Annotated in this window: 14 protein-coding genes; 6 read left to right on the forward strand and 8 right to left on the reverse strand. The window is 61.2% G+C overall.

All coding sequences use genetic code 11. The features are described 5' to 3' along the window. Nucleotides 1-46 precede the first annotated feature (46 nt). Complete coding sequence (locus WDJ60_RS05495) at nucleotides 47-3,121, reverse strand: FAD-linked oxidase C-terminal domain-containing protein (RefSeq protein ID WP_340099093.1); 3,075 nt, start codon at nucleotides 3,119-3,121, stop codon at nucleotides 47-49. 266 nt (nucleotides 3,122-3,387) lie between these two features. Between WDJ60_RS05495 and WDJ60_RS05500 the strand changes: the two genes are divergently transcribed. Beyond that, nucleotides 3,388-4,269 carry a mechanosensitive ion channel family protein gene (locus tag WDJ60_RS05500; protein WP_340099095.1) on the forward strand — a complete coding sequence of 294 codons (882 nt, stop codon included), beginning with the start codon at nucleotides 3,388-3,390 and terminating at the stop codon, nucleotides 4,267-4,269. Nucleotides 4,270-4,337: 68 nt separating this feature from the next. Here WDJ60_RS05500 and thyX read toward each other — a convergent pair whose 3' ends face one another. Genes thyX through WDJ60_RS05515 form a run of 3 tightly spaced genes read right to left on the reverse strand, consistent with a single transcriptional unit; the run spans nucleotide 4,338 to nucleotide 6,378 of the window. Continuing rightward, a complete protein-coding gene (gene thyX, locus WDJ60_RS05505; RefSeq protein ID WP_340099097.1) occupies nucleotides 4,338-5,081 on the reverse strand; it encodes an FAD-dependent thymidylate synthase in 744 nt (247 codons plus the stop codon). 45 nt (nucleotides 5,082-5,126) lie between these two features. Next, complete coding sequence (locus WDJ60_RS05510; RefSeq protein ID WP_417750434.1) at nucleotides 5,127-5,804, reverse strand: RAD55 family ATPase; 678 nt, start codon at nucleotides 5,802-5,804, stop codon at nucleotides 5,127-5,129. Beyond that, on the reverse strand, nucleotides 5,794-6,378 hold the full coding sequence (locus WDJ60_RS05515) for a HalX domain-containing protein (protein ID WP_340099098.1): 585 nt from the start codon (nucleotides 6,376-6,378) through the stop codon (nucleotides 5,794-5,796). The genes WDJ60_RS05510 and WDJ60_RS05515 overlap by 11 nt, the downstream gene beginning before the upstream one ends. A gap of 112 nt (nucleotides 6,379-6,490) precedes the next feature. Here WDJ60_RS05515 and WDJ60_RS05520 point away from each other — a divergent pair, with 112 nt between their 5' ends. After that, nucleotides 6,491-7,072, forward strand: coding sequence for an MBL fold metallo-hydrolase (locus WDJ60_RS05520; protein ID WP_340099176.1), 582 nt, complete (start codon nucleotides 6,491-6,493; stop codon nucleotides 7,070-7,072). A 40-nt stretch (nucleotides 7,073-7,112) separates the two neighbouring features. Here WDJ60_RS05520 and WDJ60_RS05525 read toward each other — a convergent pair whose 3' ends face one another. After that, nucleotides 7,113-7,379, reverse strand: coding sequence for a DUF5827 family protein (locus WDJ60_RS05525; protein WP_340099099.1), 267 nt, complete (start codon nucleotides 7,377-7,379; stop codon nucleotides 7,113-7,115). A gap of 88 nt (nucleotides 7,380-7,467) precedes the next feature. On the opposite strand from WDJ60_RS05525, the gene WDJ60_RS05530 reads away from it, so the two are divergent. Then, on the forward strand, nucleotides 7,468-8,484 hold the full coding sequence (locus WDJ60_RS05530) for a sensor histidine kinase (protein WP_340099100.1): 1,017 nt from the start codon (nucleotides 7,468-7,470) through the stop codon (nucleotides 8,482-8,484). Between the two features lie 174 nt (nucleotides 8,485-8,658). After that, nucleotides 8,659-9,030: a VOC family protein gene (locus tag WDJ60_RS05535; RefSeq protein ID WP_340099101.1), complete on the forward strand. Its 372-nt coding sequence runs from the start codon at nucleotides 8,659-8,661 to the stop codon at nucleotides 9,028-9,030. A gap of 21 nt (nucleotides 9,031-9,051) precedes the next feature. Here the strand turns inward: WDJ60_RS05535 and WDJ60_RS05540 are convergent, their stop codons facing one another. Further along, the gene (locus WDJ60_RS05540) at nucleotides 9,052-12,081 is read right to left on the reverse strand and encodes an FAD-binding and (Fe-S)-binding domain-containing protein (RefSeq protein ID WP_340099102.1); all 3,030 of its coding nucleotides are present in this window, start codon (nucleotides 12,079-12,081) and stop codon (nucleotides 9,052-9,054) included. Between the two features lie 316 nt (nucleotides 12,082-12,397). Here WDJ60_RS05540 and WDJ60_RS05545 point away from each other — a divergent pair, with 316 nt between their 5' ends. Further along, nucleotides 12,398-14,128 (forward strand): L-lactate permease, encoded by a 1,731-nt coding sequence (locus WDJ60_RS05545; protein ID WP_340099103.1) that lies wholly within the window; start codon nucleotides 12,398-12,400, stop codon nucleotides 14,126-14,128. Between the two features lie 93 nt (nucleotides 14,129-14,221). Here the strand turns inward: WDJ60_RS05545 and sod are convergent, their stop codons facing one another. Together sod and WDJ60_RS05555 are read right to left on the reverse strand one after the other, a co-directional pair. Continuing rightward, nucleotides 14,222-14,833, reverse strand: coding sequence for a superoxide dismutase (gene sod, locus WDJ60_RS05550; protein ID WP_340099104.1), 612 nt, complete (start codon nucleotides 14,831-14,833; stop codon nucleotides 14,222-14,224). Nucleotides 14,834-15,186: 353 nt separating this feature from the next. Next, nucleotides 15,187-16,581, reverse strand: a complete 1,395-nt coding sequence (locus WDJ60_RS05555; RefSeq protein ID WP_340099105.1) for a cryptochrome/photolyase family protein — start codon at nucleotides 16,579-16,581, stop codon at nucleotides 15,187-15,189. 300 nt (nucleotides 16,582-16,881) lie between these two features. On the opposite strand from WDJ60_RS05555, the gene acnA reads away from it, so the two are divergent. Beyond that, nucleotides 16,882-19,641 (forward strand): aconitate hydratase AcnA, encoded by a 2,760-nt coding sequence (acnA, locus tag WDJ60_RS05560; protein ID WP_340099106.1) that lies wholly within the window; start codon nucleotides 16,882-16,884, stop codon nucleotides 19,639-19,641. Nucleotides 19,642-19,673: the final 32 nt, after the last annotated feature.

Consider the following 19,673-nt stretch of genomic DNA (forward strand, 5'->3'; position numbering starts at 1 on the left):
CCAAGGGCAGAATAAAAACACTGTGCCTGCGGCCGTCCGCACTCACTCACTCAGGAAGGGCCTCAGCGAGTGTCTCGGCCGGATGTGGCGGTTCTGTACCGTCTTGGCCCCCTGTTTCGCCGGCAAGCTGTGAGCGACAGGACGCCCCTGGCGCGACGACTCGCTCTCCAGAACTGTGCTCTATCTGGTCGAGCAAGATGCCGGCAATCGCTCGACTCATCGAGTAGTGCTCGGCCTCGTAGCCGAAGGAGCCAGCCATCCCACAACAGCCCGAATCGAGCGCGTCCACGTCGTACCCTGCCCGACGGAGCACGGCGACCGCGTGGTGGTCACGCTTGGCCGCTTTCTGGTGACAGTGTCCGTGGTAGGAAAGAGACATCGACGGAGCGTCGAAGTCGATGGTATCGTCGAGTCGGTGTCGGTCGAGATACTCACAGACACCGTACGTGTTGGCCGCGACGCGTTCGGCGCTCTCTCCTGAGAGAAGGTCCAGATAGTCCGACTGGAACATCACGGCGTCGGAAGGTTCGACGACGAGTACGTCCCAGCCATCGTCGACGCGCGGTGCGAGCGCGTCGACGTTCGTCTGCGCGCGCTCTCGGGCGGTGTCGAGAAAGCCCTTCGAGAACGCGGCCCGGCCACTCGGTCCCACGTCGGGTGCGAGCCGAACGTGGACGCCGGCGGCTTCGAGCACCCGAACGGCCGCCTTGCCCGCGTCGGGATGGGTATAGTTCGTGTACGTGTCCGGGAACAGCAGCGCCTTCCGATGAGCGTTGGCTTCAGAAACGGTCGGCTCCCTGTCATCGAACCAGTCCGAGAAAGTCTGTCGGTGGAATTCCGGCAGGTCGCGCTCCCGTGCGATACCGAACAGCTTCTCGGCGATCACACCGCTTCCGGGCAGTTTCTGGGCCCAGTTCGACAGCGGCGCGAGCATGCTCCCGACTGCGTTGACGCGGTCCACGTCCGCGAAGAGTCGGTCTCGCAGACTCGTCCCCTCTTCCTGGTGGTGCTGGTGCTGGACTTCGGCTTTCAGCTTGGCCATGTCCACCTCGCTCGGGCAGTCTTTCGCACAGCCCTTGCAGCCGATACAGAGGTCGAGCACCTCGTCCATGAACTCCACGTCGGTGGGGTCTGCCGGCAAATCACCGCTCATCGCCTGTCGGAGCATGTTCGCTCGGCCGCGCGTGCTCGTGACTTCCTCGTTAGCGGCCCGATAGGTCGGACACATCACGCCGCCAGTAGTCGACTGTGGGCCGCGACAGCCACCACAGCCGTGACAGAGCTCGACCATCCCCTGCATTCCGTTGTCGTTGTCCCAGTTGAGCTGGGGGTCAAATCCCAGGTCGAAGTCGTACTCCGGCGAGAAACGCAGGTTCTCGGTCATCTCGACGGAATCGGCCCGCGCTGGCAGGTCCCGACGCTCGTCCTCGGAAACCTGCCCGCAGACCTGCCCAGGATTCAGCAGCCAGTCGGGGTCGAACGCCGTCTTGGTGTCTTTGAACAGTTCCCACACGTCCTCGCCGTAGAGTTTCCTGTTCCACCGACTCCGCGCGCGGCCATCTCCGTGCTCACCGGAGACGCTGCCGCCGTACTCAACGACGAGGTCCGTTGCGCCATCGGCGATTGCTTCCATCTGCTCGACGCCGTCGATGGTTTTCAGATTCACGAGCGGGCGGATGTGGAGACACCCCGGCCCTGCGTGGGCGTAGAAACTGGCAAACGTACCGACTTCGTCCAGCAGTTCCTGGAAGTCAGCCACGAACTCGGGGAGTCGCTCCGGTGGGACTGCGGTATCTTCGATGAAACTGATGTGTTTCGCGTCGGTGGTCCGACCGAGCAAGATCGGGAGACCACTCTTGCGGAGCTTCCAGAATCGCTCGCGTTCGGCGTCGTCGTGAGCTTCGTCACCGCCGAGCGCCCGTACCGGATCATCCGTCATGTTGCCGGCACCCTCGGCGGGGACAGCCGTTGCCGTTACCGTCGGCATCCGATCGGCGAGCAGGTCGGCAACCTTCTGCTTTCCCTCCTTGTCGGTCTCGGCGTAGAACTCGACAAGCAGGACGGCTCCATTCCCTACGGGAACCATCTCGTCAACGAGCGGCCCGAACTCACCCGTCTCGCGGGCCAGGTCGAGGAGCACGTCGTCGAGTACCTCCACCGCGGCTGGGTCGTGTTCGAGGATTGGGGAAACGTCTTCCAGCGCCGTCAGCAGCGACTCGTAGCGCAACAGCGCCATTCCCTTGGTCTCGGGGATCGGTTCGAGCGATATCTCCGCCTCCGTGACGATAGCCAGTGTCCCCTCGCTGCCCGCGAGCAGTCGAGCGAGATTCACAGTCCCGGTCTCGGCTTCGTCGACGAGACGGTCGAAGTTGTATCCCGAGACGTTTCGCTTCAGTTCGGGAAAGGCGCTGTCGACGGCGTCCCGTTCGTCGATGATGGCCGCGACGGCGTCGTAGATGCGCGCTTCGGTATCGCCGTCGGGGTCGGCTTGCTCGCGGAGTCGGTCGACAGCAATCTCGCCAAAGCGTGTGACCGTCCCATCGGCGAGAACGGCTTCGCACTCCTGGATATAGGCGTCGGTCTTGCCGTACTGCAGCGAGTGTGAACCGGTCGAATTGTTCCCGATTGCGCCACCGAGCGCGCTCTTGTCGCCCCACGCGGGGTCCGGTGCGAACTTCAGGTCGTGGTCGGCGAGCGTCTCGTTCAGATCGCCGAGAATCAGCCCGGACTGGGCGCGGGCAGTCCCTGCTGACGGGTCGACGTCAAGCAGCGCGTCCATGTGTCTGGTGAAATCGAGAACGACCGCCTCGTTGACCGACTGGCCGCCGAGACTGGTGCCGCCGCCACGGGGAAGCACCGGAATCTCGCGGTCGGCGCAGTACTCCATCACTGCGGCCACGTCCGCCGTCGACTCCGGGAAGACGACGCCGATGGGCGTCACTTCGTAGGCGCTGGCGTCAGTCGCGTACAGTTGTCGGGAGAACTCGTCGAAGCGAACGTCACCCGCTACGCAGTCGCGAAGGTCCGCGACGAGTGCGGGCCGCTCGACATCACCGCCGACGTAGTCGTATTCCGCCCGCGGGTCCGCCGACGGGTCCGCGGAACGGTCGCTCGTTCCCATACCCCGCCCTTTGCCTGTCGGGAGAATAAAGTCACGGCATACACTGTCCGCGAGACCGAAGCTTCGACTTCTTCGATTGTCGACTTGCCCATACTGTGCTTGTAGAGTTCGAACGTCGAACTTGCCTTGGTTCGTACTATCATGCGTAAAAAGAGGCAAGAAGGTACGAGCCGATCAAGAGAGACGGCGACAGTATCAGACATCACTGTTGCCGCCATTACTTAGAACATTATTAAATATTCAGTTGTCGTCAGTCTTCACGTCGCATGTTACCACTTCAACAAGGGATATCGCTTGATCCACAGGAGTATATTCCACCACTCATCAGTGCGGGCACGACAGTCGTGTTGTTCGTCGTCGCGTTCGTGGTCATCTACCTACTTGGGAAGTATTTCGTAACCCGAGCAGTGAAGCGCGGTCTCAGACATCGAGACTTCGACGAGACACTCGTCGGGCTGGCGGTGAATGTAACCGTCGTGGTTATTGCCGTGTTAGCGGTCGCACTGGCCGCGACGGTCGCCGGCTTCGGCGTCGTCTTGGCAGCGTTCGCGACTCTGGCCGGTGCGCTCGCGCTGGCGGTCGGCTTCGCTGCGCAGGACCTCATCGCCAATTTCGTCGCCGGCGTGTTCATCATTCAGGACGAACCGTTCACGGTCGACGACTGGATCGAGTGGAACGGGAATAGCGGCGTCGTTCGGGAGATAAAACTGCGGGTGACGAAGCTAGACACGTTCGACAACGAACTCGTCACGGTCCCAAACAGCGAACTCGCCAGCACGGCAGTTGTGAACAACGTGGCCAACCAGCTACGGCGGGTGTCGGTCGATTTCGGTATCGGATACGAGGACGACATCGAACAGGCGCGAGAGGCCATCATCGACGAAGGGTCGCGTATCGACGGCGTTCTCAACGACCCCGAGCCGACAGCCCCCGTCACATCGCTCGGTGACTCGGCGGTTGTGCTCTCGGGACGCATCTGGATGGAACCGGACGAGAGCAGTTACGGCGCGGTTCGGGCCGAGTTCGTCGAGGCCGTCAAAGAGCGGTTCGACGCCAAAGGAATCGATATGCCGTACCCGAACACCGAGCTATCTGGTGGTCTCGAAGTGACGAACGTCGAGGGAAGCGAAGAGGTTACTGGCGACTGAACGCAAGTACCGTGAGTGGGGGAGTCAGTCCGACACCACTCTTGTTCGGTCCAATTCACCGGAGAGACCTACGGTGCCAATCTGTTCTTCCGGTTTTTCATCTCCTCGTTGTAGTACTCGAAGGTGATGGGACACCACTCCTCGGCGATGTCGAGGATGTCCTCCGTCATCTGTCGAATCTCCCACTGAGCGTCCGCGGCAGCGCGCATATCGGCGACGTGCATCAACATTCGAGCGTTCATCGACATCACGATGTTGACTTTCGTCCCGATAGGGAGGACGAAACGGGCGTCTTCGGGGGGCATCCCGAGGTCGAGCAGGTCCTGATAGGACTCGACGGCGTTCTCGATGGCATCTTTGAAGATTTCCTCGCGCTCGGCGACGTCTTCGTCGCTCACGTCGCCGGTCTTCTGGTTGCGGCCCACCCAGTCCGGGTCGTCAGCGGACGGCGGAATGACGACCATCTCGCCGTCGCGCACGTCGGCGGGGTCCACGTCGTCAAAGGAGACATATCGCATCGACTGGACGTCGAAAGAGACGTGACGATGCCGGGTCAGTTGCGCCATACACGAGCGGGAGACGCCTTTGATAGCAAAGGTAGCGTGTGGGTGCTCGAACGGCCCGAAGTGACCGTGCTGGAGCAGGTGATGGATGAGCGTCTCCATCTTCGCTTCGATGGTGTCACCGTCGGTGGTACCCATCGTCTCCTCGAAGGAGAGATCGCCGACGAAGTCCGACATGTAGTCGTTTCGGGCCCCCTGACAGATGAGACGTTCCGGGTCCTCGGTCGCTTCGAGTAACTGGACCTCCATACAACCGCGGCGGAACCGGAGCGGCATAAAATACGATGGTCCGACTCAGAGTTCGACCCAGTCAGAGGGCTCTGGCTGGATGCCCATCGCCCGTGCCTCGCGGGTACCGTCGCGTTCGCGGATCTCGATGAGTCCGTCGAACGCCTGCTTGATGACCTGCAGCGTCTGGTCGTCGTGAGCGCTGGAGTCGATAGTGAATAGACCAAGAAACTCCGCGGAGTCGAGCCGCGAGGAGAGGACGTGACAGAACTTGAAGACGGTCTGTTTGTCGGTGTACGTAATCATCGTCGAGAGGTTGGTCAGGCCGAGGCGAGCCTCGTCGACGCCGGCGTCGTGGAGCCGGTCGAAACACTTCGTGATTCCGATGCCGATGCCGGTCATGTCGGCAGGTGCAGCGACGCGATTGATGTACGCGCCATCGTCGCGTTCGTACTCCTGTCGGTCGCTGTCAGTTCTGCAGTCGATGGCACAGAGACGGTAGCTGTCGAGGGCGGGGGCACGCGACTGGATGTCTTCGATGACATCCTCGGCCCGACCGCCGGTCGTCACGCCGACAGCTCCTTCGCCATTGCTGGCTCCGACAGCCAGTGACTCGAACAGGAGATTCTCTTTTCCTGTCATCGCCGGTCCCGAGATAAGAAGGCTCGACCCCGGTCGAATCGACGATACTGCGTCGACATCCAGAACTCCAGAGAGGTCGTACATACTGTTGTCAGTACTCATCGGCATCGCTCAGTTCACGGATTGTTGCGATGAAGTCCTCGTCGTCCTCGATACCACCGAGCGTCTCGGAGAGGTCGTCCCGGAGCGAACCGATTTCCGCCTTGAGCCGGTCGTATTCGTCGCTGTCAGCCAACTCCGCTCGGCTCTTCGTCGCTTCGAGCGTCGCCTGCTTTTCGACCAGCGAGTAGTACTCCTGAAGGAGTGAGTCGTACTCCGAGCGTTCGAGCAGGTTCTGGACCGTCTCGACGAGTTGCTCGCTTTTGATTGGCTTCGAGAGATAGGCGTCGAATCCCATCTCCAGAATGTCGAAGTCCGGTTCGACGGCGGTGACCATCGCGACGCGACACTCCAGGTCGTCCTCGCGGATGTGTTCGAGCACTTCGTCACCGGAGAGCCCCGGCATCATCCGGTCGAGGAGGACGATGTCGACACCGGCGTCGAGTTTCTCGAGCCCAACGTCTCCGTTCTGGGCCATTCGCACCTCGTAGTCGTCTTCTAACCAGAGCCGATAGGTCTCCGCAACGTCCGGTTCGTCCTCGACGATGAGTACGACAGGTTCGTCCGAATCAGACATCTCCACTCTTGGTCTGATTTGTATGTCACCACACATAGCCCTATGGGTGTCGAGAAACCGGGGACTGAACGGGACCGACATCCCCAAGCACCTCGCTGGCAAACGGAGAGCCATGATTCAGAACCTCGCTATAGGACAGCAGGTGTTTACCAGTAACGTCTTTCTCGTCACGGGTGAACGAACCGTTCTGGTCGACGTGGGCAACGACTTCGATGTCGTCAGTGAAACCCGCGAGTACGTCGACGACATCGACGCCGCGATTCTCACGCACACGCACTACGACCACGTCGGTACGCTCGACGCCGTCGTCGACGCCTTCGACGTGGACGTGTGGGGCTACGACTCGTCGATCGACGGCGTCGACCACGAAATCGAGGACGGAGGGATGGTCCAACTCGGTGATAATCAGTACGAAGCACTGCACACGCCGGGCCACAAGAACGACCACCTCTGTTTTTATTCGCCCGAGACACAGACGCTCTTTGCTGGCGACCTGATTTTCGCCAACGGCGGATTCGGCCGGACCGACCTGGAGGAGGGTGATCACCAACTGCTCGTCGATAGCATCGGTCGCGTCCTCAATACGGTCGACGAGAGCCTGGCGGAGATGCACACCGGTCACGGCCCGAGCGTGACGACGAATCCCTACACGGACATCGAACTGGCGCTACAGGCCGCACGGATGCGCGCCTAGAGCGGAACCGTACCGTGGAACAGGCAGTCGCCGGGTGCCGTTACGACTCGATGCCGTAGTAGCCCGGTTCGTCGTCAGCACGCGGTTCGGCGAAGACGAACTCGTCGCTGTTCGTCAGCACCCATGGAATCGCCCAGTCCAGCAGTATCGCCTCCGTCCCGGTGTCGATGTCGGCATCTGGGTCGAGTCCCTGCAGCATGCGGGCAATCTCGTAGATCGTGTACAGTTTGTCGTCGTCGAGCACTTCATCGGGGTCACGGAACGAGAGTGCGCGCAGGTCGTCGAACTCCTCTTTGGAGACAGGCATGTCGCTCTGTAGCTGCGTCGCGTGCCTAAACACACCGGTTTCAGGAAGCCGGATACTTATTTGAGGTTGAAGTCCGAACGGTTGGGTAATGGCCGGGTTGGACCTGGAAGCGAGCGTCGTCGTCGATGCCATCGACGATGCGCTGGTCGTACTGAACGAGGCCGGCGACGTTCTCGATTGCAACGAGGCGTTCGCGACTCTCGTTGCTCCAGACGGCGGCGACGATATCGACCGTATCGAAGCCGGGCTCGACGGCTACCCAGCACTCCGGGAACAACTCGAACGAGGCAACGAGGGTATCGTCCCCATCGAAACAGGCGATGACATCTGCTACTACCAGCTCACAATCTCTACGATCGATGGCGAGACTGGTTCGGATCCAACGCTCGCCGTCCTCCACGACGTGACAGCGCAACAGCGCCAGCAAACCAAACTCGAACAGCAAAACGAGCAACTCGACAGATTTGCCAGCTTTATTACGCACGACCTCCGGAACCCACTCGACGTTGCTATCGGCCGAACCACAGCCATCGCCGAACTCGTCGACGACCCGCAGGTAGAGAAACATATCGAGGAGATTCGGGCGTCACACACCCGGCTGGTCCGAATCATCCAGGACGTACTCACACTCGCACGCCAGGGACAGAGCATCGACAAAAAGAGCGATGTTACTCTGGCTAACACGGCCAGAAACGCGTGGGACCATGTCGAAACAGCACACGCTGTGCTCGACGTACAGACCGAACAGACGGTGCGAGCGGACCGAAACAGACTGGAGCAGATCTTCGAGAATCTCTTTCGAAATTCCGTAGCACACGGCAGCAGTTCGGAGTCTGGAACGGTAACAGTCACCGTCGGTACGATTGCAGACGGAGGGGGATTCTTCGTCGCCGACGACGGACCAGGTATCGACGAGGACGTACGCGAAAAGGTACTCGAACCGGGCTTTTCCGACGAGAACGGAACGGGATTGGGACTGGCCATCGTCTCGAATATTGCAGCGGCACATGGATGGGACGTGACCGTGACCGCAGCCGAAAGCGGCGGGGCCCAGTTCGAGTTTACGGGGGTCGACGTCGCGGTGGACACCTGTAATAACAACTGAAACGATTTACATACCGACCGCACCGCACTCGTGCGGTCGTGTGTGCAATGGCTTTCAGTGGCTACTATAGCACTGGCGGCTGTCAATCCCACCAAATTGGTAGTACTCGGACCGGTCACAGTGCGGTCGGTCGGGACCGCCCGAGTTAAGAGGCAGCCAATCACACTGTTCGGTATGGACGTCATTCACGTCTGTCTGAATGTTTCGGACGCAGACCGTATCGCACAGTGGTATATCGACGAACTCGGCTACGAGGAAACGTGGGGCTTCACCACAGCAGACGGTAAAACGCGCAACGTCTACGTCGCTGACGGTAACGGCCTCGAACTCCAGCTCTCCGACACCGAGGGACAGGACGATCTCGAGCCCGGGACCGCGTATGACCACTTCGCGGTAAAAGTCGACAACGTAGACGAAGCCTTCGAGGACATCGAGAATCACGGTGTCGTCAAAGAGCCGGGCGACCAACCCGCGGCCGGTGCCCGGACCGCGATGATCAAAGACCCCGACGGACACATCGTCGAACTGGTCGAACCGGTCGAATAAAACAGAAAACGTGCCGCTCAGTTAGGCCAGCGCGTCGCGGAGCTTTTCTGTCGGATGCGGCGGTTTCTCCGACCGTTCGTCACGGTCACCGAGTTGCGTCCGGCAAGACGCGCCGGGTGCGACGACCGTCTCACCGGGACTCTCGTCGACTTTCTCGAAGAGAATCTTCCCGATGGACTTCGAGAGGTCGTAGTGCTCTTTCTCGTAGCCAAAGGAGCCAGCCATCCCACAGCAACTGGTATCGAGGGCGTCGACCTCGTAGCCAGCCTGCTGAAGGACCGCCGCGGCGTGGTGGTCCTTGTTCAGCGCCTTCTGGTTGCAGTGACCGTGGTAAGACAGATACTCGTCAGGCGCGTCGAAGTCGATGTCGTCGTAGATGCGGTGGGCGTGGAGGAACTCACAGACGCCGTACGCGCTTGCTCCGACCCGCTGGGCTGCCTGCCCGTCGAGCAGGTCCAGATACTCGTCCTGGAGCATCGCGGCGTCGGAGGGTTCGACGAACACCACGGAGTAGCCGTTCTCGATGTACGGCAGGAGAACCTGAACGTTGCGCTTGGCGCGGTCGTACGCCTTGTCGAGTTTGCCCATCGAGAACGCAGCCCGACCCGTCGGGACGGTGTCGTCGGGGATCTCGACGTAGATGTTGGCCGCTTCGAGCACCTCGACAGCAGCCTTCCCCGGTTCAGGGTAGCTGTAGTTGGTGAACGTGTCAGGGAAGAGCACGACCTTGTCGTCGGCTTCTTCCTCCGAAACGGGACTGTAGCGCTGCTCGAACCACTCTTCGAGTGACGTGCTCGCGAAGTGGGGCAGCGAGCGGTCTGGCGCGATGCCGAGTTTCTCGGCGATGACGTCGGAGCCGGGGAGTTCCTGCGCCCAGTTCGAGACGGGCGCGAGCGCGCTCCCGATTCGTGAGACGGTGTCAATGTTGGCGAACAGTCGCTCTCGGATGGTCGTCCCCTCCTGCTGGTGGTACTCGTGTTTGACCTCGGCTTTCAGCTTCGCGAGGTCGACACCGGTCGGACAGTCGGACTTGCAGCCCTTACAGCCGACACAGAGGTCGAGCACTTCCTCCTGGAAGCGGTCAGAGTAAATTTCGTCTTCGGGGAGTTCGCCGCTGATTGCTGCCCGGAGCATGTTCGCGCGGCCGCGCGTGGCCTGAATCTCCTCTTTCGAGGCGCGGTAGGTCGGACACATCACGTCGGAGCCGGTCTCTCGGCACGTCCCACAGCCGTTACAGAGCTCGACGAGGTGGGAGAATCCACCCTCGTCGGAGAAGTCGAGTTTGGTCTGGGGTTCGACCGACTGGTAGTCGGCGCCGTACCGGAGGTTCTCGCGCATGTCCGCACCGACGCCGCGCTCGCTGTCCGGGCCGGGGTCTTCGGGGCTGTCGCGGTAGACAACGTTGCCCGGATGCATGTCCCACTCTGGGTCGAAGGCTGTCTTGACCTCCTTGAACGAGTTCCAGAGGTCGTCGCCGTACATCTTCGGGTTGAACTCCGTCCGGGCCATCCCGTCGCCGTGCTCGCCGGAGAACGCGCCGTGGTGTTTGATCACCAGGTCGGTCACGTCGTCCGTGATGGAGTGCATCTTCTCGATGCCGTTCTGGTCTTTCAGGTTGAGGATGGGACGGATGTGGAGCGTCCCGCTGCCGGCGTGAGCGAAGTACGCGGCCGAGGTGCCGTGGTCCTCTAGCACTTCTTCGAACTCGATAACGTACTCTGCGAGTTCTTTCGGTGGGACAGTGGCGTCCTCGATGAACGGGTAGGGTTTCGGGTCACCCTCAAGTGACATGAGGAGCGGAATCGCGGCCTTCCGGAGCTTCCAGATGTCGGCCTGGTCTTCGTCGGTGTAGGCCTCGATTGCGTCGAACGCCTTGCCGTTGTCGACGAAGTACTCGTTCGTCTCGGCGATGGCCGCCTCGAAGTCGTCGTGGAGCTCCGAGTCGTACTCCAGCATGAGGCTGGCCTCCGTTCCCTCCGGAATCGGTTCGACGTACTCGGAGTAGCCGTCGGATTCAGCTGCCAGTCGGAACACTTCGTCGTCCATCAGTTCGACGGCGCTCACGTCGAATTCGAGCGCCTCCGGGACGGCCTCCATCGCGTCGACGAGGTCCTCGAAGCAGTAGAGGACGAGCGCCGTCTCTTCGGGGACGGTAACGAGTCCGATCTTGGCCTCCACGATGACACCGAGGGTCCCTTCGGAACCGACGTAGAGTTTGGAGAGGTTCATGACCTCCTCGCCGTCTTCGTTCTCGTAGATGACGCGGTCGAGGTTGTAGCCGCTCACGCGGCGTTTGAGTTCGGGATAGCGCGTCTCTATCTCCTCTTCGTTGTTTTCGACTGCCTCACGGACGGTCTGATAAATCTCGGCTTCGCGGTCGTCCTTCGAGACGATGTCGTCCCATTCGTCACTGTCGAGGACGACTTCGCGTGCGTGCAGGAGCGAACCATCAGGCAGCACGGCCTTGATTTCCTCGGTGTAGGCATCGGTGATGCCGTATCGGACCGAGTGTGCGCCGGTGGAGTTGTTCCCGATGGAACCACCGACTGTCGCGCGCCCGGAGGATGCAGGGTCCGGGGCAAACTTCAGCCCGTCTTCCTCGAGTTCCGCTTCGAGGTCGTCCTGGACGATACCGGGCTGGATAACGGCTGACTGCTCGTCGGTGTCGACGTCGATGAGCCCGTCCATGTGTCGGCTCATGTCCAGTACGACACAGCCCGGGCCAACCGTCTGACCGGCTAGGGACGAACCGGCGCCCCGCGGGAGAATCGGAACGCCGTGCTCGGTCGCTATCTCGACGGCTGCCTTGACGTCAGCGATGTCTTCGGGGAAGACAACGCCGGCAGGTCGAGCCTGATAGATGCTTCCGTCGGTGGCGTAGAGAATCTGTGCGTACTCGTCGAAGCGCACGTCGCCGCTTACCGACTCGTGTAAGTCCGACGCGAGATCGACGTACTCTGGAACGGTCTCGTCCGGAACTCGCGCGAGTTCGGACGGGTCACCTGGCGGGTCTGCCGGGTGAACGGTCGTATCCTGTTGTTCGACACCCATGCTGTTTCCCTCTGTGTTCAGCATAGTAAACCCTTATTCTATCTTACCGTCAGGGCCTGCTAACCTGAACTGACTCCTATCAAAATCGCATATCGAACTCACTGCCCTGCTCCAGTGAGTCTCCATCTCTCTACCGCATTGTTCAGCATCTATCGTTATATATCCAAGTGCTCATGTATAAGATATAGTTCATTCTGATAAACACTGACATTTATAAGATAGTTTGTTATACGTTTTGATGGAGTCAATACATGCCATTTGATAACACGGTGGCTCAGAAGACAGGTGAACCGATCGAAATGGGGGGTGTGTAACCATGGCGACGACAGTAGAGATACTACTCGCGGCGACGCCGCTGTTGGTCGCTGGCGTTTTGCTAGTGGGATTGCTCTGGCCGGCGACACGAGCGATGCCAATCGCCTGGATAACAGCACTCATCGTCGGCTACTTCATCTGGGAGATGCCCCCGGACTGGCTGGCGGCAGCGTCGATTAACGGGGTCATTACGGCCCTCTCGATTCTCTGGATCGTCTTTGGAGCGCTGCTGCTGCTCTATATGCTCCAGGAAGCGGGAGCGTTCGACCGGATCAATCGCGGATTCGCAACTGTTTCTGACGACAGGCGCGTCCAGATTGTCCTGATTGGCTTTTTCCTGGCGACGTTTATTGAAGGTGCTGCAGGGTTCGGTACCCCCGCAGCAGTCGTCGCACCGCTGATGCTCGGACTCGGATTCCCGGCACTCGCGGCAGTTATCGCAGGAATCATCGGCCACATCATCGCTGTGACCTACGGTGCGGTCGGGACACCAATTATCATCGGGATTCAGAGCCCGATGCAAGTCTTCGAAGAGGACATCGTCGAAGGCGGGTTCACCGTCGTCGAGTTCTCCAATCAGGTGGCGGCCTGGGCGGCAACGTACCACGCCCTTGTCGGCTTCGTGATGCCGTTTATTGCCGTCCTGATGGTCGTCCACTTCTTCGGTGACGATGAGGATGGCTCCTGGGGACCGGCACTCGAAGTTGCGCCCCTGTGTCTGTTCGCTGGCATTTCATTCGCCGTCCCGTACTGGGCCTCCGCGTGGTTCCTGACCGCGGAGTTCCCGGCGCTCATTGGGTCGATGGTCGGCGGTGCGATTACTATTTCCGCCCTTCGTGCAGGATACCTCCTGCCAGACTCCCACTGGGAGTTCCCCCCACGTGAGGAGTGGCCCGACCACTGGGTCGGCACTATCGAGCCCGGTAGCTCCGGTACCGTCGACGAAGGGCTAGAGGACATCTCACTGGCCCGCGCGTGGGCACCCTACGCGCTGCTCGTCGTCTTGCTCGTCGTCACGCGAGCAGTTGACCCGATCAGTAGTTTCATCAACAACGCTGATATCGGCGTCGAAGTCGGCAGCTTCACCATCGGTATCGTCCTCGGCTGGTCGGAAATTCTCGGTACGGGAATCAGTAACTCCGTCGCGTGGGTGAACGTCCCCGGCTTCTGGCTCATCCTGAGCGCACTCGCTGCGATTCCGATTTACCGGATGACTGGCGAAGAAGTCAGCGCTGCGTTCGCCGAGGCTGGGCGGAAACTCGTCTCGCCGTTCATCGCGCTTATTTTCGTCATCGCGATGGTGCAGGTGATGCTCCAATCGGGTAATCCGCCGACTGTCGAGCTCCAGGGGATGATTATCGTGCTGGCACAGACAACCGCCGACATTCTCGGTCCGGTCTATCCGTTCGTGGCTGCGCTCATCGGCGCACTCGGTGCGGCGATGGCCGGGTCGAACACCGTCTCGAACATCACCTTCAGCGGCTTCCAGTTCGAGGCAGCAGGCGAACTCGGACTGCCCCGACAGATTATCGTCGGCGCGCAGGCTGTCGGTGGTGCAATCGGTAACCTGGTCGCGATTCACAACCTCGTCGCCGCGCTGGCGACTGTCGGTCTTGTCGGACAGGAGGGGCGTGTGATGCGTCTGAACCTCATGCCGCTCCTCTACTACTCGCTCATGGTCGGCATCCTGGCCATGCTGTTCTCGTACGTCCTGTTCCCCGGACTGTTCTAACGGACAGCCGGCAGGGCGTCTTTATTTTTACTGCGACGCAGAGCGACAGCTACCGAATTTGGCCGGTAAAAATATCGAATTTTGGCGACCGCGTTACTCGAAGTGGCCGATGGACTTCTCGTACTCTTCTGCGACTTTGTCCCAGTCGACGACCTCGAAGAAGGCGTCGATGAACGAGCCGCGGTCCGGACCGTAGTCGTAGTAGTAGGAGTGCTCCCAGACGTCCAGCGCCAGGATGGGGTGTGCGCCCCACAGGGCACCCTGGTCGTGCTTGTCGACAGGCACGTTGCGCAGTTGCTTGGCAACGGGGTCGTAGACCAGCAGCGCCCAGCCACCGGCTGCGCCGGCTGCGGCTTCGAACTCGCCTTTCCAGCCTTCGTAGGAGCCGAAGTCCTCTTCGATGCGGTCGGCGAGGTCGCCCTCGGGTTCGCCACCGCCGTTGGGGTCCATGTTCTCCCAGAACAGCGTGTGGAGATAGTGACCACAGCCGTTGTGGGTGACGTTGCCCATTGCACCGGCACTACCGCCGAAGTCTCCGCTTTCGCGGTTCTCGGCGAGTGTCTTCTCGGCGGCGTCGAGGCCGTTTACATACCCTTGATGGTGGGTATCGTGGTGCCAGGTGAGGACCTGCTCGGAGATGTGCGGTTCCAGGGCGTCGTAGTCGTACGGAAGCGGTGGAAGTTCCGGTTCTGAGTGTTCGGACATATAATATCCCTCCATCCGTTGTATCGGCTGGCTGGCTGTTAAAGGTTGAGGAAGGGGCTACCTGGGGACCGACAGACGGCGGGCGGGTATATCCGCCGTCTGCGACTCGTCACTACGGTTTCGATCTGTGGCCCTCTTCACTTCGCTCGGACTGTTCGGTAACGCGCGCTGTTTCGCGGTTCGCTTGCTCACGGGTCCTGCCGTCCCCGTTCGCATTTTCGAGACGTTCGCGTCGCTCACGTCTCGCTACGCTCCCCGCTCCACTACGAGGGTCGACTCCTTCGCTCCGCTTGCTCGCGGCTCCTACCGTCGCCGCTCGTCCAAACCGAGGCCTCCCTGCGGTCGGCCTCGCGTCACTCGTCGCCCCTCGCTCTCTCGAACATTTGGATAGCCTCCTCGCGCCGTTCGCTGTGGTCGACGATTGGCCCTGGATACTCGGGGGCGTGCATCTTTCGTGTTCCTGAATCGAGTTCGTGCCACGAATGAATCGTATCGGCCGGAACACCCTCCAGCTCCGGAACGTACGCTTTGATGTACTCGGCGTCAGGGTCGTAATCTTCACCCTGTGTCATCGGGTTGAAGATGCGAAAGTACGGCTGGGCGTCCGTCCCAGTCGAGGCAGCCCACTGCCAGCCGCCGTTGTCGTTGGCGGTGTCGTGGTCGACCAGCTTCCGACGGAACCAGTCGTACCCCTTCCGCCAATCGATGAGGAGATCCTTGGTCAAGAACGACGCCACAATCATCCGAACCCGGTTATGCATGAACGCCTCTGCGCGTAGCTGGCGCATCCCCGCATCCACGATTGGATACCCTGTCGTGCCGTCCTTCCACGCCTGTAGTTTCTCGGGGTCGTCGTTCCACTGAATCTGCTTGTCGTACTCCTTGTAGTTCTGCGTGACCACGTCGGGCCGGTCCCAGAGCACCTGCGCGTAGAACTCTCGCCAGGCCAACTGGTCCTGGAACTCGAAAACGGACTCTCGCCCGGCCTCGCTGTCGGCGTCGAATTTCGCCGCTTCAGTCTCCTCGTAGACCTCCCGGATGCCGATAGTGCCGTACTTGAGATGTGGAGCGAGTCGGCTGGTGCAGTCGTCCGCGGGATAGTCCCGCCGGGCGTCGTACCGGTAGATGTCGCCCGCACAGAAGTCTGCCAGCAGGTCGCGGGCGGCCGCCGTTCCAGCCGGTGGAATTGCCGCCTCCGGTTCGTCGAATCCGAGGTCGGCGAGCGTGGGGATGTCGTCGCCGGCGACCGAGGCCAGGTCGTCGCTGGCCGGAGGGTCCGCTGGGTCCGCCTTCGGCCGGTCGTGCCACTTCTTCGAGAAGTACGTAAACACCTTGTACGGATTGCCGTCGTTGGTGGTTATTGCACCGGGTTCGTGGTGGATTGCGTCGTGGACGGCGATGCGGTCGATACCGGCGTCGTCGAGTGCCTGCCGGACGACGGCGTCACGCTCGCGGGCCAGCCCAGAGTAATCCTTGCACCACGTCACAGTGTCGGCGTCGTACTCGGTAGCGAGTGCCGGCAGGAGTTCTGTCGGGTCGCCCTGAACCACGACGAGGTCACTCCCGCGTTCGCGGTAGGATTCTCGCAGAGACTGGAGGGCGTCGAGCAGGAACGCGACGCGTGGCGGCGCGGCGTGGTCGAGGACCGACGGGTCGAGAACGAACACGGAAACGGTCGCGTTGTCGGCTGCTTCGAGCGCCAGATTGTCGGCCACCCGCAAGTCGCGACGGTGCCAGTGAAGACGCATACCGGCACGTCGACTGCAACCCACTTGAGTACGGTACCAAATCGTCGTGGGACAACTCCCGCCGTGACTGGGCAGTGGGAAAGTCCCACCACTATAGTAGCCACTGAAAGCCATTGCGCATACAAGCGCACGAGTGCGGTGTGATTGTTGTGTAAATCGTTTCAGTTGTTACTATAGCAAAACCCTCTCTACCGGCGAAAAATGTCGGTATAGAGAGCGTAACTAGCTGATTTTGTCGACTCGAAGGAAGAGACGGAATCCGGACCAGATATATAATCAGGATATAAAAACCAGGTAAGTATGGGAGAAAGCGATCCATTCGGAGCGGTTCGTGAACTCGAACACGATGGTACAACATACAAGATGGCAGACCTCACCGTTCTGGAGGAAGAAGGGCTCTGTGAGCTCGACAAACTCCCGGTGAGCATCCGGATTCTGCTGGAATCTGTCCTCCGGAACGTGGACGGCAAGAACATCACTACCGACGACGTCCGCAACGCCGCTTCCTGGGGACCTGACGTCCCGGACGTCGAACTTCCCTTCCAGCCGTCGCGCGTCGTCCTGCAGGACCTGACTGGCGTGCCGGCTGTCGTCGACCTGGCAGCACTGCGGTCTGCGGTCGACCGCAAAGACCGGGACCCGTCGATCGTCGAACCGGAGATCCCGTGTGACCTGGTCATCGACCACAGTGTTCAGGTCGACTACTTCGGTGACGAGGACGCCTACGAGAAGAACGTCGAACTCGAATACGAGCGCAACGAGGAGCGCTACCGCTCAATCAAGTGGGCACAGCAGGCCTTCGAGAACTTCGAGGTCGTCCCGCCGGGAACCGGTATCGTCCACCAGGTCAACCTCGAACACCTCGGACGGGTCGTCCACCGGCGCGAAGAAGACGGCGACGAGTGGCTCATCCCGGACACCCTCGTTGGGACGGACAGCCACACGCCGATGATCGGCGGCATCGGCGTCGTCGGCTGGGGTGTCGGTGGTATCGAGGCAGAGGCCGCGATGCTCGGCCAGCCCATCACGATGGGCCTGCCCGAAGTCGTCGGTGTCCGTCTGGAGGGTGAACTCCCCGAGGGCGCGACGGCGACCGACCTCGTGTTGCACCTGACCGAGAAGCTTCGTCAGGTGGGCGTCGTCGACCGCTTCGTCGAGTTCTACGGCCCGGGCGTCTCGGAGCTCACCGTCGCCGACCGCGCGACCATCTCGAACATGGCACCCGAGCAGGGGTCGACGATCAGCATGTTCCCGGTCGACGACAAGACGCTCGAATACCTCGAGCTCACGGGTCGTGACGAGGACCACATCGAACTCGTCAAAGAGTACCTGGATGCACAGGGCCTCTACGGCGAACAGGAGCCCGAATACACCGAAACCGTCGATTTCGACCTCAGTACTGTCGAACCGAGCCTCGCGGGTCACAAGAAGCCCCACGCGCGCATCCCGATGGGCGACCTCGACGAGCACTTCCCGAACCTGCTCGAAGAACAGGGCGTCGTCCAGGCCGACGGCGCAGCACCCGTCAAGCACGACCTCGAACTCGGCGACAAAGTCCCCGTCACGCTCGACGATGGGACGGAAGTCGAGATTGGCCACGGGAGTGTCCTCGTCAGCGCAATCACGTCCTGTACGAACACGTCGAACCCGTCGGTCATGCTCGCTGCCGGGCTACTTGCCCGCAACGCCGTCGAGAACGGCCTCGACGTGCCCGACTACGTGAAGACGAGCCTCGCACCCGGGAGCCGCGTCGTCACGGCCTACCTCGAAGAGTCCGGTCTGATGGATGACCTGGAGAAACTCGGCTACAGCGTCGTCGGCTACGGCTGTACGACCTGTATCGGTAACTCCGGTCCGCTCCAGGACCCCATCGAGGACGCCATCGACGAGCACGATCTCTGGGCGACGAGCGTTCTCTCCGGCAACCGGAACTTCGAAGCTCGTATCCACCCGAAGATCGCCGCGAACTACCTCGCCAGCCCGCCGCTGGTCGTCGCCTACGGCCTCGCCGGCCGGATGGACATCGACCTCGAAGAGGAGCCGATCGGTCACGACGACGAGGGCGAACCGGTCTTCCTCGAGGACATCTGGCCGGACACCGAGGAGCTCCACGACATGGTCCACAACAGCGTCTCCCCAGAGATGTTCGAGGAGAAGTACGCCTCCGTCTACGAGGGCGACGAGCGCTGGGAAGCACTCGACGCACCGACTGGCGAGGTCTACGACTGGGACGACGAGTCCACCTACATTCGCGAGCCGCCATTCTTCCAAGACTTCCCGCTCGAAGAGCCTGGTGTCGAGGACATCGCCAACGCCCGCTGTCTCATGGCGCTTGGCGATACGGTCACCACCGACCACATCAGCCCGGCCGGGCCGTTCGGTGAGGACCTGCCCGCCGGCCAGTGGCTCAAAGAGCGCGGCGTCGAACCACACGAGTTCAACACGTACGGTTCCCGCCGTGGCAATCACGAAGTCATGATGCGCGGTACCTTCGCCAACGTCCGCATCGAAAACGAGATGCTTGACGGGAAGACGGGCGGCTACGCCAAGCACCTCCCGTCCGGCGAGGAGACCACCGTCTTCGAGGCGAGCGAGCGCTACCGCGACGACGACACGCCGCTCATCGTCATGTCCGGCATCGAGTTCGGGACTGGTTCCAGCCGTGACTGGGCAGCCAAGGGGACCGACCTGCTTGGCATCCGTGCCACCATCGCCAAGAGCTACGAGCGCATCTACCGCGACAACCTGCTCGGCATGGGCGTCCTGCCCCTGCAGTTCGAAGAGGGCGAGGGCTGGGAAGAACTCGGTCTCGACGGCACCGAAGTGTACTCCATCGAAGGCCTCGACGACGGCCTCGAGATGAACGACGAACTCACCGTCGTTGCCCGTGAGGCGCACAGCGCCTCGGAACAGACGAGCGGCGACAGTCAGGAGCCGCGAGACGGCGAGACCACCGAGTTCGACGTCACCGCACAGGTGTCCACGCCGGCCGCAGTCGAGTACATCGAGAACGGCGGCGTCCTCCACAAAGTGCTGCGCGAACTCCTCACCGAGGAGTAACGCCGGAGCCACGTCGCACTCGGCAGCCACCT

It is taken from the genome of Salinibaculum salinum, assembly GCF_037645885.1.
GTDB lineage: Archaea > Halobacteriota > Halobacteria > Halobacteriales > Haloarculaceae > Salinibaculum > Salinibaculum salinum.

Bases quoted from the DNA above. Each gene is read 5' to 3' on its own strand.
- WDJ60_RS05530 (WP_340099100.1), top strand. From the start codon at position 7,468: ATGGCCGGGTTGGACCTGGAAGCGAGCGTCGTCGTCGATGCCATCGAC.
- WDJ60_RS05555 (WP_340099105.1), bottom strand. From the start codon at position 16,581: ATGCGTCTTCACTGGCACCGTCGCGACTTGCGGGTGGCCGACAATCTG.
- WDJ60_RS05525 (WP_340099099.1), bottom strand. From the start codon at position 7,379: ATGCCTGTCTCCAAAGAGGAGTTCGACGACCTGCGCGCACTCTCGTTC.
- WDJ60_RS05545 (WP_340099103.1), top strand. From the start codon at position 12,398: ATGGCGACGACAGTAGAGATACTACTCGCGGCGACGCCGCTGTTGGTC.
- WDJ60_RS05535 (WP_340099101.1), top strand. From the start codon at position 8,659: ATGGACGTCATTCACGTCTGTCTGAATGTTTCGGACGCAGACCGTATC.
- WDJ60_RS05520 (WP_340099176.1), top strand. From the start codon at position 6,491: ATGATTCAGAACCTCGCTATAGGACAGCAGGTGTTTACCAGTAACGTC.
- thyX (WP_340099097.1), bottom strand. From the start codon at position 5,081: ATGGAGGTCCAGTTACTCGAAGCGACCGAGGACCCGGAACGTCTCATC.
- WDJ60_RS05495 (WP_340099093.1), bottom strand. From the start codon at position 3,121: ATGGGAACGAGCGACCGTTCCGCGGACCCGTCGGCGGACCCGCGGGCG.
- WDJ60_RS05540 (WP_340099102.1), bottom strand. From the start codon at position 12,081: ATGGGTGTCGAACAACAGGATACGACCGTTCACCCGGCAGACCCGCCA.
- WDJ60_RS05515 (WP_340099098.1), bottom strand. From the start codon at position 6,378: ATGTCTGATTCGGACGAACCTGTCGTACTCATCGTCGAGGACGAACCG.
- acnA (WP_340099106.1), top strand. From the start codon at position 16,882: ATGGGAGAAAGCGATCCATTCGGAGCGGTTCGTGAACTCGAACACGAT.
- sod (WP_340099104.1), bottom strand. From the start codon at position 14,833: ATGTCCGAACACTCAGAACCGGAACTTCCACCGCTTCCGTACGACTAC.
- WDJ60_RS05510 (WP_417750434.1), bottom strand. From the start codon at position 5,804: ATGAGTACTGACAACAGTATGTACGACCTCTCTGGAGTTCTGGATGTC.
- WDJ60_RS05500 (WP_340099095.1), top strand. From the start codon at position 3,388: ATGTTACCACTTCAACAAGGGATATCGCTTGATCCACAGGAGTATATT.